We start from the raw sequence: 16,508 nt of genomic DNA, 5'->3' as shown, positions 1-16,508 counted from the left end.
CGTAATTAAACTCTAACTATCAGGGCTTTAATTCGTGCGAAGGTCAAGGGGTACAGATGGAAATCGATCCATTTTGGACAAATATTGCCGCAAAGGCGGCAACGATTGATGAGCGATTGTCGGGAAAGTATATCCCTGAAATCGTTGATGATTTCGTATTTGCCGGGTCATCATTGTCCCCGGATGAAATCCATCAGAGAAATCTGCAAAAATGGTGTGAATTTGCAACCGGCGGTGATTCGGACCTGTTCGCCCGCCGCCTTGCCCGTGATGGCTTGAATCCCGACAAGGTTGCGCCACTTCTTGGGGATGTGAAGCTAGGAGATGGGGCGCAACTGCCGGAATGGTTACAAACTGCTCGTTGTATTTTTGATGCCATCATGTCTGGAGGGGATGAGGCAGCAGAAAACTGCCCGCAGGAATTTATGGATGAAATTCCCTTTGCCGATCTGATGTGGCCCGTTGTGGTGCAGGCGCGTGCTAAGCTTGGCCGGGGAAATAGCACTTTTCTGACGGACCGGGCGAAACAGGATCTTGCCGTTACCTTGATCCGGCGTATGGCTACGATTTACGAACGGACACTGTATGAAAGCTTTGCTTCGTTCCGCCAAGCGGTTGGTATTGCTCCAGAAGATGCCAAGGGCAGCGAGCTTTACGATACCTTCAAATCCGCACTGCTCAGTGGACCGTTGGCCAATTTGATCGCCAATCGACCTGTTATGATCCGTCTGTTGGCAACCATTGTGGACCAATGGATTACAACCACCGATGAATTCATAGAGCGTCTGGAACGTGACAAGTCCAGCCTTGGTAATTACTTCCCCGAATTTGAAGGTGCGAGGGGGGATGCCGGGGCCGTGTGCGAAATTTCCGGGGGGATTTCGGATGCCCATGACCACGGGCGCACGGTTCTGATCCTGATGTTCGAAAACGGGGCCAAGGTTGTCTATAAGCCCCGTCCCATCGGGATGGAGGCGGCTTGGCACGGGTTGTCGAACTGGTTTGAGAAATCAGGATCAGACATTCATCTAGGCGCCGCTAGAACATGGTGTCGGTCAGGATATGGCTGGATGGAGTTTGTTAATCACCAATCCGAACTTTCAGCCAGTCAGGCCAAGGGGTTTTATTACGCTGCTGGTCAATTGCTTGCGCTGATGTACTGTCTTAAAGGCAGCGACATGCACCATGAAAATTTTCTTGTGGCAGATGGCCGCCCGGCGGTGATTGATCTGGAAACGCTGTTTCAGCCGGAATTACGCCATTTTTCTGGCGGGGAAGCAGCGTTTGCAGCCAAAGAACAGGCAAAGCATTTGCTTGATAATGGTGTCATGGCCGTTGGTCTGCTGCCACAGCGCGAAAACATCATGGGCCACTGGCTTGATAGCGGTGGATTGGCAACCGCGACCCGTAAATCGGTAACGGCTAATCGTCTGCTTCATGTTAATCAGGGCAATATGATCCTTAAACCTGTCGAAACCGAACAGGTGCTGAGCGGTATGGTGCTTTCCATTGATGGAAAACCGGCCAAAGTTTCCGGTTATGTTGCCGATCTTGTTGATGGTTTTCGCATGGTAATCAATTTCCTGTCTGTGAACAGGGATGCTTTTCTTGCCGGGGATGGTCCCCTTGTCGAATTCGAAAATATGCGTATTCGCCATGTTTTACGCCCGACTGCTTATTATCAGGAACTCGAACATGCTGCTTCTTTGCCTCAGAACCAGCAGGATGGCTTTGCCTGGAGTTTGAATTTTGAACGGCTTTGCCGTCGGGCGCGTTGGGACCTTGATGCGTATCCGGGCTGGGGGCTTCTTATGCATGAACGGCGGGCGATGGCCCGGATGGACATCCCGCTTTTTACCGGCAAGACGGATGAGGACGGGGTTTGGGCCGATGGACAATTGGTTCTGACAGACTTTACCGCTTCTGCGGTTCTGCCACAGATTAGCAAACGTCTGGATCAGCTCGCCGCCAGTCTGGGGTATGACATTGCCATTGTGCGCCAGACTGTTCTGGGCGTGCAAAATGGCGGAACGCCCCCGCGTCAACTGTGGCCGGCTGTTTCGTTGGACGGTGATATTGTTAAACAGGCCCGCGAAAAAGCCCTGTCGATTGCAAAAGAAATCGCCGATCACGCTATTGTTTACGATGGTAGTGTGACATGGCTGACTACAGATGTAACACCGGATGGTGAAGGGCTGCAGGTCATGGTAATGGATGATCTGTTGTATGGCGGAACGGCGGGGGTTTCCCTGTTTTTTGCCGGATGTCATGCTGTGGATCCGTCGGGAAAGTGGCGCGACATGGCATTGGCAAGTCTTGCTGCACCACGTCAAATTATCCGCAAAGACGGTCATAAAGTCCTTGAGGCGACATCTTCAATTGGTGGTTTTGACGGTGTTGGAGGCTTGATTTATGTCCTGAGCCGTTGTGCCATTTTGCTGAATGCCCCAGAACTTCTGGATGAAGCAGTCAAGTTGTCCGGCGTCATTGATGAAGCGGCGATCAATGGCGATAAGGTATTTGACGTGATCGGTGGCGTTTCGGGGACCATCCTTGCTTTGCTTGTACTGCATCAGGAAACCGGCGACCGTACGGTGCTTGACCGGGCCATCCTGTGCGGGCGTCATTTACCTAAGGATCCGGCCAACTGGAAAAGTTTCAATGATCGCGCTTTGGCGGGAATATCTCATGGTGCAGCAGGGACTGTCTGTGCGTTGCTTAAGCTTTATCAGGCAAGCGGGGAAACGCAGTTCCTTGACCTTGCAAAATACGGTCTTGAATATGAACGCAGCTTGTTTGACTCGGCTGGTCAAGGATGGCCGGATTTGCGTGGTAATACTCCAGGGCGTGATCCGGTCCAATGGTGTCATGGTGCAGCGGGAATTGGGCTGGCCCGTATGGCAACACTTGATATTCTTGATGACCCGATGATCCGCAGTGAAATTGAAACAGCGATTTCTGCTGTCGTGGCTGTCCCGGATGGGGGGCGCGATAATCTGTGCTGTGGTCATGCGGGGCGGTTTTCAATGTTGCATTACGCTTTGAAACTTGGTCTTGGCCCGGATGATCTGACCGACATTTTCAATCAGCGTTTGTCAGTATGGCTTGGGCGACTTGATACTTCTGAAACGGTCGGCCTGATGGCAGTGGAACGAACGTTTCAGATTAGTCTGATGCAAGGGTTGTCCGGAATTGGCCAGGTCCTTCTTGAAGTTGCTGCTCCGGCTCTGAACCGTCCGGTCCTTTTGCTAGAGTGATCCGGTATTATTGACATTTAATGGGTATGGGTGTCCAATTAGCGGATTATTTTTCAATACCTTAGGAAACCAAAGATGGAACAAATGAATAAGCTACATCGCGATGAAATGTCTGTATGGATGGCGAGTGGCGGAGCCATCTCGTCACCAATGGGCTTGAAAATGCGTGGGGGTTTTTCTGCCCTTGATGCAGAGATAAGTGCGGCTGGTTTCACGTGGAATCCAAGTGCTCCTCAGTGTATTAAGGCTGAATGCAGTGATTCTGCACTGAGCGCGGCGGCTGTTACGGCGAATACAGGTGGTCAATGCCGTATGGAAGCAGAATCCAATGATGCCGCACTGAGTGCTGCTGCTGCGACGAGCGCAGCCTTTGGTTGTCCGGTATTCTGATGTAGAAAGCGGTTCTTTCCGCTGGATGCATGAAAACAAGGCAGGCCATATCGGCCTGCCTTGTTTTTGACGGGGGATGGTATGGTTAGAAATCTATGCGGGAACCTGGCGTGAACGTGCGCTGCCAGCTGAAATATTCCTGAACCGGATATAGCCCAAAACGTTCCATCGCGCGACGGGATGCCGCGTTTCTTTTATCGGCATATGCAATGATGGGGAGGTTCCAACGTTTAGCGATTTCCTTGACCTGATGCTTGCAAACCAGATCGACAGCCCCGGTTCCCCAGTGTTTCCGCAGGCATTCCAATTCAGTTGTCAGAACTTCTTGATCAAGTTTTAAAAAATGAGTGCTGGCGACAAGATCGTCACCAAGCATGCAGATAACAAAACCACTATCGGGCTGCCGGTAGTATTTTTCCCGTTCCGCGGCAGTTATTTTTTGTGCATTGGGGCGTCCGGCAAAGGCCCGGTCATAGACATCGGTCATGCGCGAAAAAATGTCGGGATATTTCGCAATCAGATCATCATCAAGCACCATCGGGCGATAGCCAAGCTTGTTCACCCTTGGCGGCATGTGGGAATTCACCCGCGCGTGGTGGACCCGGATCGCGGACATATTTGATGTTTTCTGAGTTCTTTGAAAACCCCATCGCGTGCATGTCTGCCTCGATAAAGGAAAGCCCGCTGGATGGATAAAGGTGGTAGCGGGTGTCGCAATCAACGGATGGTTTCTTTTCAGTTTTTAGCAATCGCCCGGCAAGGCTGGTTAGATGCTTTTCGTCGCGCTTTTTCGGGTCAATCAACACGTAAACCGACATGCCATCATCATCACTTTTACGTTTGATTGCAGCTGTTGCGACCACGACATCATCTTCCAGCAAGAAGTGATGAGACGTACTGGCAAGGATCATGGAAACCTGATCGGTTCCAGAAAGGTAGCTGGCGGTACTGGCGTCGACGACAGAAAGCCGGAAATCCAGATACGCCGCGACAGTGTCTTTTGTCACCGCAATGAGGGTTAAGGTCACACATCTTTCCTTTGGGCCTGTCGGCAAAAATGGTGTTTCATCAAATGGCATTTTGGCAACAAGATCAATTTCTAAACAATTGTTTAGAAACGATTTGACGCAGTTGGCCGACCATCAGGATATGTTGACATCGGATTGCAGGTGTCGTTCAATCATAGCGTGAATATCTTTAATGGTAATTTGGGGTAAAGAGCATGGTGCGAATGGAATGTACAACGAATGACCAGATGGCAGCCTGGCTTGCTTCTGGCGGCGCAGGTTTGGCAAAAACTGTAATTGCTATGGATGATCAGGGTGTGGAATTGCAGGCGGCGATGCTGACGCGCTCACCACAGGCCTGCTACAGCATTGGTCGTGATGATAACGGCCTTTCGGCTGCTGCTTATACCCATAGCATCGAATGTCGTATTCATCGGTAAGATACGGACATGACGGCGTTGCCACCTTAATTTCTGCTTCTGATACAAGGTTTCGGTCTGTCGGAAGTCGGTGAGATTAAGCAGTGACTTTGGCGTGTTTCAGTGATCAGAAAGAGGCGGGCTGAACTCAGCCCGCCTCTTTCTTGTAGGAAACGGTGTGCGGAGCTGCACGAATTGATGGGACCTTGTCCGGAGCGAAGGCAACGGCGAGGGGATTTTCAATAAACAGCACATATCCTGAACGGTCTGAGGTGATCCAAAGAGACAGTCACGTTTGGCACGTCTCGTTGGATGTGACGTTTATTTTATCATGGATTCTCCAATTGACGTGCGCTCCCGGTTATACCCCTATTGGAGGATAAGTATTTTATTATGCAACTCAGGGATGGTAAAGATGGAACGGACGGAGAATATGGTCGGGGATTCGGTGGCGGCATGGATGGCGAGTGGCGGGACATCTGCCTTGTCATCCCGTGTGGAAACAGTCGATGATTCTGCTATGCTTGATACAGGCGTCGAAGCTGCGGCGCTTAGTTATAGTGGTCGTGCTTGCGGGGTGCCGACTAATGATTTGGCAATCAGTGCTGCGCAAGGATCGCATCAGTTCAGGTGTACTGCTTCGTAATCGGGTCGACTGACAGCGGCCTTGTGCTCCGGTCTTGCCGACTTGCCATGTGCGGACATCGACTTCGCCAGTTGACGTTTTGAAAAGGGGTGGGCCGTGACAATGGCCCGCCCCTTTCAAATGCAACGGACTTTAATACTCGTACGGCGAACCATCCATATTTTCCATCAGCACTTCGCGTTTGCCAACATGGTTGGCCCCGGACACAACGCCGTTTTCTTCCATCTGTTCGATGATGCGGGCTGCCCGGTTGTAGCCAATCGACAGTTTGCGCTGGATAAAGCTGGTGGATGCCTTTTTCTCGCGAAGCACTATGCCAACCGCCTGATTATACAGATCATCGTCTGATCCATTGCCGCCCCCCGAACCGGCATTGCCACCAGCCATATAGGCCGCAACCGGGTCTTCGTCGGGCTCTTCGGTGACGGTTTCAAGGTATGATGGGTCGCCCTGATCACGCAGGTGCTTGACGATGCTTTCGACTTCCTCGTCCGACACGAACGGGCCGTGGACACGCTGCAACCGGCCACCCTGACCCATGTAAAGCATATCACCCTGACCCAGAAGCTGCTCGGCGCCCATTTCACCAAGAATGGTACGGGAATCGATTTTGGACGTCACGGAATAGGAAATACGGGTCGGGAAGTTGGCCTTGATCGTGCCGGTGATCACGTCAACCGATGGACGCTGTGTCGCCATGATCAAATGCAGGCCAGCCGCACGGGCCATCTGGGCCAGTCGCTGGATCGATGCTTCGACATCCTTGCCCGCCACCAGCATAAGATCAGCCATCTCATCGACAATCACGACGATAAACGGCAATGGCTCCATCGGCAGTTCCTGATCTTCAAAGATCGGTTTGCCGGTCTCCGGATCAAAGCCGGTCTGAACCCGCCGTGTAAGCTGTTCGCCCTTGGCCGCCGCTTCCTTGATGCGTTTGTTGTACCCGGCAATGTTACGCACCCCGACCTGGCTCATGGCGCGGTAGCGGTCTTCCATTTCGCGCACCGCCCATTTAAGCGCAACAACCGCCTTGTGCGGGTCGGTGACAACCGGGGTCAGAAGATGCGGGATACCGTCATAAATCGACAGCTCCAACATTTTCGGATCGATCATGATAAAGCGGCATTCTTCGGGTTTTAAGCGATACAGCAAAGACAGGATCATTGCGTTCACGCCGACCGATTTACCTGACCCGGTGGTCCCGGCAATCAGCAAATGCGGCATTTTCGACAGATCGGCAATCACCGGGGTGCCGCCAATATCCTTGCCCAAACTCATGTTGAGCTTGCCGGTATTTTTTTCAAAATCGCTGGAGGCCAGAATTTCATGTAGATGCACGGTTTCGCGGCGTGAATTTGGCAATTCAATCCCGATAACGTTACGGCCCGGAACCACGGCAACACGGGCGGCAATCGCGCTCATGGAGCGCGCGATATCATCGGCCAAGCCAATGACGCGCGATGATTTAACCCCGGCAGCGGGTTCAAGTTCATACAGGGTTACGACGGGGCCCGGGCGGACCTGAACGATTTCGCCCTTTACGCCAAAGTCCTGCAACACGGTTTCCAGAAGACGGGCATTTTGCGCCAGTGCTTCCTGATCAATCTGGTTGGCGTCGGCCGGGTCAGGCTCACTCAAAAGATCAAGCGGCGGGAAACGGTATTCTTCTGATCCAAGGTCAAAGGATGCCTGACGCTGGGCGGAAGCCTTGTCACTGGGTTGCAGTTTTGCCGCCGGGGCGGCGACGATATGAACCGGCGGTTCGTGATCTACGTCGTCGTCAAGCTCGTCATATCCGTCGTCATCGCCGGTGTGACCAGCGGGCGGTTCGGACCGGCGGGTGGAAATGGAGGTTCCCATTTTGCCTTTGCCACTATCCATCGATGGTTCCTGCCGCGACCGTGCCGTGCGTTTGGTCCCCGGCTCATCGTTGGTTGATCCCGGAATGGCAGCCCGGGTGCCTGATACGACCTTACCGGCGGCATAGGAAAGAACACCCCCAAGGCGTGCCCAGTCAGACAGTGAATAGGCCATGCAAAAGATGGTCAAAACCATGCCCAGCACCATGGACGCCAGAGCAATCAGCGCACGCGCCCCGGGAATGCCGATCATGGCAAAGCCGGTTTGCAATTTCGAAAGCAGCAAATCACCGGCAAACCCGCCAAGACCAACCGTTAACGGCCAGTGCATGCCCGGTTCGATGGCAGCAGCGGAGGTCGCCACCAGCAACAGTGCCAGCGGCAGGACAAGGAAGCGTACCCACATCCAGCTAAACGGTTTAACCGCAATCAGCCGCATGCCCCAGCCCAGCAACAGCACAGTCAGCAATGCAGACGCCAAACCAAGGGTGCGCAACATCAAGTCCGCACCATACGCCCCGACGATACCCAGCGGATTAAACAGCGTTGCCCGGTCACTGGCATGGTTAAACGACGGATCGCCGGGATGGAACCCGATCAGCATGATGAACAGGGTAATGGCCAAAAGGACCAGTCCAAGTCCGCAAATTCGCAAACCGCTTCGTTTCAGCAGCATCACAAGACTGCCGGGCATGAAGGCGGTTCCAAGAATGTTTGACTGACTGCTCATCTGGGTGTCCGTAACTGGTTATGGTCGGTATCTTGCGCGATAGTGTCGTCGATCATTTGGTCGATGTTATGTCGGCACGGGTAACGTCAGTTTTCCAGTGCCTGTGCAATGCGTGTCAGCCCGTCGCGCGTGGTTGCCAAATCATGCACCAGCGCGATGCGGATAAACTGTTTGCCCGGATTGCCGCCCTTGGCATCCGTGATCGAAAGATAACTGCCCGGAATGACCTTGACCCCGGCTTCGCGCCAGATTTTCTTGGTCGCGGCCTCGTCATCGCCAACATCAAGCCACAGGAAAAAGCCCCCCGGTGGACGATAAAACCCGAACTGGTTGCCAAAGATTTCCTCGGCAATGTCAATTTTGGCCCGATACAGATCACGGTTTTCCTGCGCGTGGGCGTCATCGTTCCAAAGATCGACCGATGCGGCCATTACCGGCATTGGGATGGTGGCCGAACAATAGCTGCGCAGTGCGGTGAACCGTTTGACGATTTTGGGATCGCCTGCGACGAAACCTGATCGTAATCCCGGTGCGCTGGATCGTTTCGACAGGCTGTGAAACACAAGGACATTATCCATGTTCCCACCCTGCGCGGCACAGATTTCAAGCGCACCTACCGGTGCGGCACGATCATAAATGTCGGCATAACATTCATCCATCGCCAGCACGAAATCATGTTTGCGTGCCAGTGAAATGATGCGTTCAAGGTAATCACGCGAGGCAATCGATCCTTGCGGATTGGCCGGTGAACACAGGAAAAACAGTCGGCACGCGTCTAACGTTTCGGTATCGATCTGATCAAGATCAGGCAAAAAGCTATTTTCAGGACCGGCTGCAAGCGGGACCATTTCCGCGTCATTAAGTACGGCGGCCCCGCAATAGACCTGATAAAACGGGTTGGGCAAAAGGACCTTGGGCTTGGGGCCGGGTGTGTCTTGCGGGATGACAGTGGTCGCAATCAGATAAAGCGCCTCACGCGTGCCAGCCACGGGCAGGATATGGTCATCACGATCAAGCATGTCGGTGGGCAGGCTGTAGCGCCGATCAAGCCAGTTTTTAATTGCCTCACGCAGTTCCGGCGTGCCAGCCCCCGGTGGGTATTTGTGCCAAAGGTTTGCATGCTTAACCATCGCATCGGTGATCATTGCAGGTGGGGTGTGCTGCGGCTCGCCAATCGACATCACCAACGGCGATTGTCCCGGTTCAATACCGTCAAGCAAGGCCGCCAATCTTGGGAACGGATAAGCAGGCAATTGATCGAGGCGTTCGTTAAACATGGTTGACGTCATTCCAGCTTGATCTGTGGCGCATCAGGGCGAAAGCCATGATGCGGATGCATGTTGGTTTAATATGGGCAATTTCCCCTCACTCTACCCCTATGCCAAAAGTGCAAAGAAAGATTTAAGAAGTGGCATGTTTGAACGTAAAAAGCCCGGAAAGGCGCGCTTTCCGGGCTTTTGATTTTATGGCTATGGTGTGGGGCGTTTGGCACTAGCTGGCGCGCAAGTCATCCTCTGGATACGCACCGATCTTGTGGATCGATACATCTGCGCCATCAAATTCGTCTTCTTCAGACAGGCGAATGCCAATGGTTTTCTTCAATATCCCATAGACAGCAAACCCGGAAATGATGGCAAAAACAACACCAGCCAGCGATCCCGCCAACTGGGCGCCAAATGATACGCCACCCATACCGCCAAGGGCTTCGAGGCCAAAGACGCCGCATGCAATGCCGCCCAAAAGTCCGCACATGCCATGGAGCGGCCAGACGCCAAGCACGTCATCAATTTTCCATTTCGCCTGACACTGGTTAAAGCCCCAGACAAACAGAGCCCCGGCCAGCCCGCCGGTAACAAGGGCGCCAATCGGATGCATGACGTCCGATCCGGCGCAAACTGCCACCAGTCCGGCCAATGCACCGTTATGGACAAAGCCTGGGTCATTGCGCCCGGCCAGCAGGGCGGTTAAAATGCCGCCGACCATTGCCATCAGTGAATTAATTGCAACAAGCCCGGTGATGCCGCTAATCGATTGGGCGGACATGACGTTAAAGCCAAACCAGCCAACGCATAAAACCCACGACCCAAGGGCAAGAAACGGGATGTTGGATGGCGGAATCCCGATCAGATTGCCGGTTTTGCTATAACGTCCGCGCCGCACACCAAGGCAGATGACCGCACCAAGGGCGATCCATCCTCCGACCGCATGGACAACAATTGATCCGGCAAAATCATGAAACGGCGCACCAAAGGTGGCTTCGATCAGGTCCTGAAACCCGAAATTATTGTTCCAGACCATGCCTTCAAACAATGGATAGAAAACCCCGACCAGAATGGCGGTGGCGAAAAGCTGCGGGTAAAACCGCGCGCGTTCGGCAATGCCGCCCGAAATGATGGCCGGAATGGCCGCAGCAAAAGTCAGCAGGAAGAAGAATTTAACAAGATCATAGCCGCTTGAGGCAAACAGATGCTGTCCATCGACCATGGCGGAGCCGGAAAGAACGGTGGCACTGGCAAAGAAATTAACCCCATAGGCAACGCCATACCCGACAAAGAAATAGGCAATGGTCGATACCGCAAAATCGACAATGATTTTAACCAGTGCATTGACCTGGTTCTTTTTGCGCACGGTGCCAACTTCAAGGAAGGCAAAACCGGCATGCATCGCGAGCACCATAATGGCGCCCATCAGGACGAAAAACACGTCCGAGGCAGTCTGGAAAGCCTCCATAAGGCATCCCCCCGTTTATTAAAAAGCGTTTCCTCTCGGTCCGTTCTTGCCGGGGCAGTCGGACTCTGGTTCGGGCTGCCATGATCAATTTCTGTGCCAACAGGCATTTGGACCGGGTGCAGGCGATATTCTTCTAGGCGTGAGGATGCTTTTTCGATCAGGGGAATGGCGGATGAGGCAGGTTGGCTCAAAACCGGTTCTGCCTTTGCGTTGATCAAAATGCTGCCCAAAAAGGCAGCACACAAACAAAAGACCCGCCGGGCGAAAGACGCCGGGCGGGTCAGTGGTCTGACAGGCCGGGTACCGTGCGAACACGGTACCCGTCAGGAAATCGTGTCGCTTAGAAGCGCTGCGAACCTTTACCGAATTCCGGATAAGCTTCGAGGCCAAGCTCGGCAGCATCGCTGCCCATTGCTTCGTCTTCTTCGGAAAGACGGATACCAACGGTGAACTTCAGGATCAACCACACGATGCTTGAGGCAACGATGGTGAAGGCACCCATTGCAACGATACCGGTCAGCTGAACACCGAACGATGCACCGTCATTGGTGAACGGAACAGCAAGTGTGCCCCAGATACCAGCAACAAGGTGAACCGAAACCGCGCCAACGACATCGTCGATTTTCAGTTTGTCGAGCAGCGGAACTGCAACAACAACCAGAACACCGCCGATTGCGCCGATGATGATCGCCGAACCGATGGTCGGGGTATCCGGACCCGCCGTGATCGAGACCAGACCAGCCAGTGCACCGTTAAGTGCCATGGTAAGGTCAACCTTTTTGTAAAGGATCTGGGTCAGGATCGCTGCGGCAACAACACCGCCAGCAGCCGCCATCGAGGTGTTGCCATAGATGTTGGCAATCGCGATGACATCAGCACCCGTACCCATTGCAAGCTGGGAACCACCGTTGAAGCCGAACCAGCCGAGCCACAGAACGAAAGTACCAAGCGTTGCAAGCGGCAGGTTTGAACCCGGCATCGGATGAACCGAACCGTCAGCGCCATACTTGCCTTTACGTGCACCAAGGATGATCGCACCGGTCAGAGCAGCCCAGCCGCCGACCGAGTGAACAATGGTTGAGCCAGCAAAGTCAGCAAAGCCCATTTCGGCCAGCCAGCCGCCGCCCCACGTCCAGGACCCGGTGATCGGATACAGAACGCCGGTCAAAACAACGACGAAGATCATGAACGGCCACAGTTTGATACGTTCAGCAACAGTACCTGAAACGATCGACGCTGCGGTTGCAACAAACACCATCTGGAAGAACCAGTCAGATGTTGCGGAATAACCGCCCGAGAAATCACCTGCAAGAGCAGCTGCATCATCAGCACTCCACAGGCTGATAGAACCGATCCAGCCGGTTACATCCATGTACATCAGGTTATACCCGATAAGGTAGTACATGATGCCTGCAACCGCGAAGAGCGAGATGTTCTTGAGCAGGATGGTAGAAACGTTTTTCGTACGAACCAGGCCGGATTCCAGCATGGCAAAGCCAGCTGCCATCCACATGACCAGTGCGCCACTGAACAGGAAGCTAAAGCTGTTCAGAATGTATTGAGTCTCGGCCGAAACGCCAGCGTCCTGAGCAAAGGCCGGAGAAGCGATTGCGAGAACGGCGGTGCCTGCAAGAGCGGCAAGGCCGGTTTTCTTCATAGGAATATTCATTGTGTCTCCCCTTGTCTCTGGACTTACAGGGCGTCGTCGCCGGTTTCGCCTGTGCGGATACGGACCGCCTGGCTCACATCAAGAACGAAAATCTTTCCGTCCCCGATTTTCCCGGTTTGAGCTGTTTTGGTGATAGCCTCGACAACCTGATCGACCAGATTATCCGTGATGGCGACTTCCAGCTTCACTTTCGGCAGGAAGCTGACCATGTATTCAGCACCACGATAAATTTCGGTCTGGCCTTTCTGACGGCCAAAACCTTTTACTTCGGTGACCGTTAACCCCTGAACGCCCAGTGCGCTAAGCGCCTCGCGGACTTCGTCGAGTTTGAACGGTTTGATGACAGCAGTAACAAGTTTCATATTGTGCGACCTCCCGGCATATCCGTTGAGTACCAACGTGGTAATCACGATTTCGCAGTCTCAACCCTCAAACCAAGAATCGTGCCAGACTCAAAATAATAAATTTAAGTATTTGTTATAAAACGGAAAAATGTCTAATTTAGGCATTGAAGATCAGGAGGCCATGGCAAGGCGCAGGATTAAAATATGCACAGAATCTAAGGTTGTTTAAAAAATGTGCATATTTTTTAATCAACCAAAGCGTCAGAAAAACCTGTTTTAGGTCAAGGCTCTGTCGCAGGGTTGTCGATAAGGTGCCGACTTTGGAAAGTTACCCCGCAGGGAGTGGGCCAATCGCCAACGGATCGCGTACTTTCTTAGGCACAGGACCTATTAATTTGATTGGAATGGTTGGCCGGATTAATAGGTCCTGTGCCTAAGGTGCTGGTCACAGTGCGGCCTTGTTCGCAGGGGTATAATTTCCTGCATTTTCTTGCCCGCTATGGCGACGCCGGGTAAACATGTGCCAAACGGATATAAGGTCAGACAAAACAGGTTCACCTGTCGGTCTGACCCCACAGGATAGGGATTTTGCGCCATGCATAATCAGGACGTGATGAAGACGGATGTCATTATTTTGGGCGGTGGCCTGAACGGGGCGGCCATGGCGCTGTCGCTGGCGCACGGCGGGATGAAATCCGTGGTGATTGATTTTGCCGATCCCAAAACCATCCTGAGTGCCAATTATGATGGCCGGACGTGCGCAATTGCCGCCGCATCAAAATCTGTACTTGAGGTTATTGGTGCCTGGCAAAACATGGCTGACGCGGCCCAGCCGATCCTTGATATCCGGATTGCCGATGGCCAAAGCCCGCTGTTCCTGCATTACGATCATGCTGATCTTGGCGACGCGCCACTGGGCTATATCGTTGAAAACCTTGTGACGCGCGGTGCTTTGTACCGGGCGATTGCCGAAAACGACCTGATCGAGATGTTGGCCCCGGCACGGGTTGAGGATATCGCGCGCGATCAGGGCGGCATGACCATCACCCTTGCCGATGGACGCGCCGTGCGTGCGCCGCTTGCCATCGGGGCAGAAGGCCGCAATTCGATGCTGCGCGACTGGGCGAGGATCAAGACATACGACTGGAGTTATAAGCAAAGTGCAGTTGTGTGCACGGTCAAGCACAAGCAGCCCCATAACGGCCTTGCTGTCGAGCATTTCCTGCCTGCGGGTCCGTTTGCCATTCTGCCGATGACGGAAAACCGGTGTTCGATTGTCTGGACCGAAAGCACGGACCTTGGCAATTATCTGGTTAATCTCGATGAAGAAACCTTCACCGACGAGTTGCACCGTCGCTTTGATGGCTATCTTGGTGATCTTGAAGTGATTGGCCCGCGCTTTTGCTATCCGCTGGGGCTTCAGCATGCCTATCACTACACCGATGACCGGATTGCCCTGATCGGGGATGCCGCGCACGGCATGCACCCGATTGCCGGGCAGGGCCTTAATATGGGTATTCGCGACGTTGCGGTATTGGCCGAAATTCTGGTCGATGCCCGTCGTCTGGGGCGCGATATTGGCAGCATTGATGTTTTGGCCGAATATGCCCAATGGCGCCGGTTTGATAATACAGTGATGCTGGCAGTAACAGATGTAACCAACCGGCTGTTTTCCAATGATATCGCCCCGATCCGTTGGGCGCGTGACATTGGCCTTGCCGTGGTTCAGAAAATCCCGCCGCTTAAGAAAACATTCATGTCACATGCCATGGGATATGCCGGGACTCTGCCCAAACTGATGCAGGGAAAGTCGCTTTAAACAAGCAACCTGCGCCGTACCCTCTGACCCAACGTGATGAAAAGGGATGCAGCGGTAGATATAGGGTGTTTCGAACGTGCGTCAGGGTTTAATGTTTCGTGGTCATTTAAAGTCTTTCAAAATGTTGTCTTTTTTAATGAGCCATTGTTGATGTGTGTCAACAAGTCAGCAATGGCTTAGGCGCAGGTTCCCCTCGAGTTAAATTTAATGACAGGGGACAGGACATGACATTTTCCCATAAACTGATGTTGTCAGCTGCTGTAGTGGCAATCTTTGGTGCAGCCATGGTTGCCGACAGCACAGCGCAGGCACAAACTGCGGAATTCAAGACCAAGCAGGCTGGTGATGTTGTCATTCGTGCACGCGGTATTGCGATGGTGCCTGATGAAGATACCTATGACCATAATATCGGCAGTGGCCATGGCGAACTGAACAATGACGCCGTTCCGGAAGTTGACTTTTCATATTTTGTGACCGACAACTTGGCGCTTGAGTTGATTGCAGCGACAACCAAGCATGACTTGAGTTGGAAGGATCCCAGTCTTGATGCGGGGTCTGTTCGGTTGCTGCCGCCTACCTTGACCTTGCAATACCATTTTATGCCAGAAAGTCGCTGGAGCCCTTATTTGGGGGCCGGTATCAACTATACTTTCTTCTATGACTCGAAGCCGGGACAGTTCAATTCTGTCAAATATGATGACGGCTTTGGCTATGCCTTTCAGGCCGGTTTCGACTACGCGATTTCCGGGCCATGGTCGGTCAATCTTGATGTGAAGAAAATCTTCCTCGATACCGATATTAGCATCAACAACGGTGGGAATACGTCCAAAGCACACCTTGATCCTTGGGTCTTTGGCCTAGGTGTCGGCTATCGTTTCTAAGCCTTCGCTGATTGTACGCGTGATAAGGCGGCAACGTCGTTCCGCCTGATCGAGGGGGAACGAACGACCCAAAAAAACGGCCCTGTCTTTTGATGGGGTCGTTTGTACATCTTAAATGCACCAGATCGAATTTTCAGGAAGGTTTAGTGGTCAGGATGGTTTGCGCGGATCGCGTGACAGGCCACGGGCCTCGAGTGCACGAAGGTAATCTGCCCACAGGGTATCTTGTGTGTCGTGTAATTCGCGCAGGTAGTGCCAGCTGAAAAGTCCGCTGTCATGCAGGTCGTCGAAACTGATACGGATGGCATAGTTGCCAACCGGAACAATATCTATAACGCCGACATGGCGTCGCCCGGGAATGATTTTCTTTTCCGACGGATGGTGGCCCTGCACCTTGGCCGATGGGCTTTCAACCCGAAGCAGTTCCGCACTAAAGCGTGACGAAACGCCATCATCCCAGACGATTTCCAGAATGTGTTCGTCACGCAGATAATTGATTTCAACCGGTGTGAAATCAGGTGTGAAACCGTCTTTGGCCATGAAGTTAAGCTGCCTTAATCGTCGATTGCGCGGGCTTCGTCAGGCAGCATGATCGGGATGCCGTCACGGATCGGATAGGCCAGACCGGCTTTGGTGCTGATCAGTTTGTTATTGTCGCGATCATACTCAAGTGCCTGCTTGGTGACCGGGCAGACAAGGATCTCAAGAAGTTTCGGGTCTACCGGGCTGTGGGTCGCGGTCATAATGTGGCCTT

15 protein-coding genes are annotated in these 16,508 nt (G+C 53.0%); 6 read left to right on the top strand and 9 right to left on the bottom strand.

All coding sequences use genetic code 11. The annotated features are described in order from the left end of the window. The first annotated feature begins 56 nt into the window (after nucleotides 1-56). Both lanM and AC0VXT_RS19055 read left to right on the top strand, forming a co-directional pair. The gene (lanM, locus tag AC0VXT_RS19060; protein WP_475546674.1) at nucleotides 57-3,257 is read left to right on the top strand and encodes a type 2 lanthipeptide synthetase LanM; all 3,201 of its coding nucleotides are present in this window, start codon (nucleotides 57-59) and stop codon (nucleotides 3,255-3,257) included. 75 nt (nucleotides 3,258-3,332) lie between these two features. Next, the gene (locus AC0VXT_RS19055; protein ID WP_475546673.1) at nucleotides 3,333-3,647 is read left to right on the top strand and encodes a hypothetical protein; all 315 of its coding nucleotides are present in this window, start codon (nucleotides 3,333-3,335) and stop codon (nucleotides 3,645-3,647) included. 85 nt (nucleotides 3,648-3,732) lie between these two features. On the opposite strand, the gene AC0VXT_RS19050 is transcribed toward AC0VXT_RS19055, so the two are convergent. Then, complete coding sequence (locus AC0VXT_RS19050) at nucleotides 3,733-4,185, bottom strand: GNAT family N-acetyltransferase (RefSeq protein ID WP_475548601.1); 453 nt, start codon at nucleotides 4,183-4,185, stop codon at nucleotides 3,733-3,735. After that, a complete protein-coding gene (locus AC0VXT_RS19045; RefSeq protein ID WP_475546672.1) occupies nucleotides 4,175-4,675 on the bottom strand; it encodes a hypothetical protein in 501 nt (166 codons plus the stop codon). The genes AC0VXT_RS19050 and AC0VXT_RS19045 overlap by 11 nt, the downstream gene beginning before the upstream one ends. A gap of 227 nt (nucleotides 4,676-4,902) precedes the next feature. Between AC0VXT_RS19045 and AC0VXT_RS19040 the strand changes: the two genes are divergently transcribed. After that, complete coding sequence (locus tag AC0VXT_RS19040) at nucleotides 4,903-5,094, top strand: hypothetical protein (protein WP_475546671.1); 192 nt, start codon at nucleotides 4,903-4,905, stop codon at nucleotides 5,092-5,094. A gap of 394 nt (nucleotides 5,095-5,488) precedes the next feature. Further along, complete coding sequence (locus tag AC0VXT_RS19035) at nucleotides 5,489-5,719, top strand: hypothetical protein (RefSeq protein WP_475546670.1); 231 nt, start codon at nucleotides 5,489-5,491, stop codon at nucleotides 5,717-5,719. Nucleotides 5,720-5,851: 132 nt separating this feature from the next. On the opposite strand, the gene AC0VXT_RS19030 is transcribed toward AC0VXT_RS19035, so the two are convergent. The 5 genes from AC0VXT_RS19030 to AC0VXT_RS19010 form a co-directional block, all read right to left on the bottom strand. After that, entirely contained in the window at nucleotides 5,852-8,311 is a 2,460-nt protein-coding gene (locus tag AC0VXT_RS19030) for a DNA translocase FtsK (protein WP_475546669.1), read from the bottom strand. 86 nt (nucleotides 8,312-8,397) lie between these two features. Next, on the bottom strand, nucleotides 8,398-9,588 hold the full coding sequence (locus AC0VXT_RS19025; protein ID WP_475546668.1) for an aminotransferase class I/II-fold pyridoxal phosphate-dependent enzyme: 1,191 nt from the start codon (nucleotides 9,586-9,588) through the stop codon (nucleotides 8,398-8,400). A gap of 214 nt (nucleotides 9,589-9,802) precedes the next feature. Then, nucleotides 9,803-11,041: an ammonium transporter gene (locus tag AC0VXT_RS19020; RefSeq protein ID WP_475546667.1), complete on the bottom strand. Its 1,239-nt coding sequence runs from the start codon at nucleotides 11,039-11,041 to the stop codon at nucleotides 9,803-9,805. 340 nt (nucleotides 11,042-11,381) lie between these two features. Next, entirely contained in the window at nucleotides 11,382-12,710 is a 1,329-nt protein-coding gene (locus AC0VXT_RS19015; protein ID WP_022732712.1) for an ammonium transporter family protein, read from the bottom strand. A 23-nt stretch (nucleotides 12,711-12,733) separates the two neighbouring features. Next, complete coding sequence (locus AC0VXT_RS19010) at nucleotides 12,734-13,072, bottom strand: P-II family nitrogen regulator (RefSeq protein ID WP_007088725.1); 339 nt, start codon at nucleotides 13,070-13,072, stop codon at nucleotides 12,734-12,736. A gap of 577 nt (nucleotides 13,073-13,649) precedes the next feature. Here AC0VXT_RS19010 and AC0VXT_RS19005 point away from each other — a divergent pair. Both AC0VXT_RS19005 and AC0VXT_RS19000 read left to right on the top strand, forming a co-directional pair. After that, nucleotides 13,650-14,873, top strand: coding sequence for a UbiH/UbiF/VisC/COQ6 family ubiquinone biosynthesis hydroxylase (locus AC0VXT_RS19005; RefSeq protein ID WP_475546666.1), 1,224 nt, complete (start codon nucleotides 13,650-13,652; stop codon nucleotides 14,871-14,873). Between the two features lie 224 nt (nucleotides 14,874-15,097). Further along, entirely contained in the window at nucleotides 15,098-15,754 is a 657-nt protein-coding gene (locus AC0VXT_RS19000) for an OmpW/AlkL family protein (protein ID WP_475546665.1), read from the top strand. 150 nt (nucleotides 15,755-15,904) lie between these two features. Here AC0VXT_RS19000 and AC0VXT_RS18995 read toward each other — a convergent pair whose 3' ends face one another. Then, nucleotides 15,905-16,294: a gamma-butyrobetaine hydroxylase family protein gene (locus tag AC0VXT_RS18995; RefSeq protein ID WP_475546664.1), complete on the bottom strand. Its 390-nt coding sequence runs from the start codon at nucleotides 16,292-16,294 to the stop codon at nucleotides 15,905-15,907. A gap of 14 nt (nucleotides 16,295-16,308) precedes the next feature. Further along, nucleotides 16,309-16,497, bottom strand: a complete 189-nt coding sequence (locus tag AC0VXT_RS18990; protein ID WP_475546663.1) for a Trm112 family protein — start codon at nucleotides 16,495-16,497, stop codon at nucleotides 16,309-16,311. Between the last annotated feature and the right edge of the window lie 11 nt (nucleotides 16,498-16,508).

The sequence above is a fragment of the Thalassospira sp. Z349TD_5 genome (assembly GCF_056173045.1).
This window is presented reverse-complemented; position numbering and strand designations above follow the sequence as displayed.

Coding starts and splice junctions, on each gene's coding strand:
- AC0VXT_RS19005 (WP_475546666.1), top strand. CDS start 13,650: ATGCATAATCAGGACGTGATGAAGACGGATGTCATTATTTTGGGCGGT.
- AC0VXT_RS19040 (WP_475546671.1), top strand. CDS start 4,903: ATGGCAGCCTGGCTTGCTTCTGGCGGCGCAGGTTTGGCAAAAACTGTA.
- lanM (WP_475546674.1), top strand. CDS start 57: ATGGAAATCGATCCATTTTGGACAAATATTGCCGCAAAGGCGGCAACG.
- AC0VXT_RS19035 (WP_475546670.1), top strand. CDS start 5,489: ATGGAACGGACGGAGAATATGGTCGGGGATTCGGTGGCGGCATGGATG.
- AC0VXT_RS19025 (WP_475546668.1), bottom strand. CDS start 9,588: ATGTTTAACGAACGCCTCGATCAATTGCCTGCTTATCCGTTCCCAAGA.
- AC0VXT_RS18995 (WP_475546664.1), bottom strand. CDS start 16,294: ATGGCCAAAGACGGTTTCACACCTGATTTCACACCGGTTGAAATCAAT.
- AC0VXT_RS19000 (WP_475546665.1), top strand. CDS start 15,098: ATGACATTTTCCCATAAACTGATGTTGTCAGCTGCTGTAGTGGCAATC.
- AC0VXT_RS19015 (WP_022732712.1), bottom strand. CDS start 12,710: ATGAATATTCCTATGAAGAAAACCGGCCTTGCCGCTCTTGCAGGCACC.
- AC0VXT_RS19050 (WP_475548601.1), bottom strand. CDS start 4,185: ATGGTGCTTGATGATGATCTGATTGCGAAATATCCCGACATTTTTTCG.
- AC0VXT_RS19010 (WP_007088725.1), bottom strand. CDS start 13,072: ATGAAACTTGTTACTGCTGTCATCAAACCGTTCAAACTCGACGAAGTC.
- AC0VXT_RS19020 (WP_475546667.1), bottom strand. CDS start 11,041: ATGGAGGCTTTCCAGACTGCCTCGGACGTGTTTTTCGTCCTGATGGGC.
- AC0VXT_RS19030 (WP_475546669.1), bottom strand. CDS start 8,311: ATGAGCAGTCAGTCAAACATTCTTGGAACCGCCTTCATGCCCGGCAGT.
- AC0VXT_RS19055 (WP_475546673.1), top strand. CDS start 3,333: ATGGAACAAATGAATAAGCTACATCGCGATGAAATGTCTGTATGGATG.
- AC0VXT_RS18990 (WP_475546663.1), bottom strand. CDS start 16,497: ATGACCGCGACCCACAGCCCGGTAGACCCGAAACTTCTTGAGATCCTT.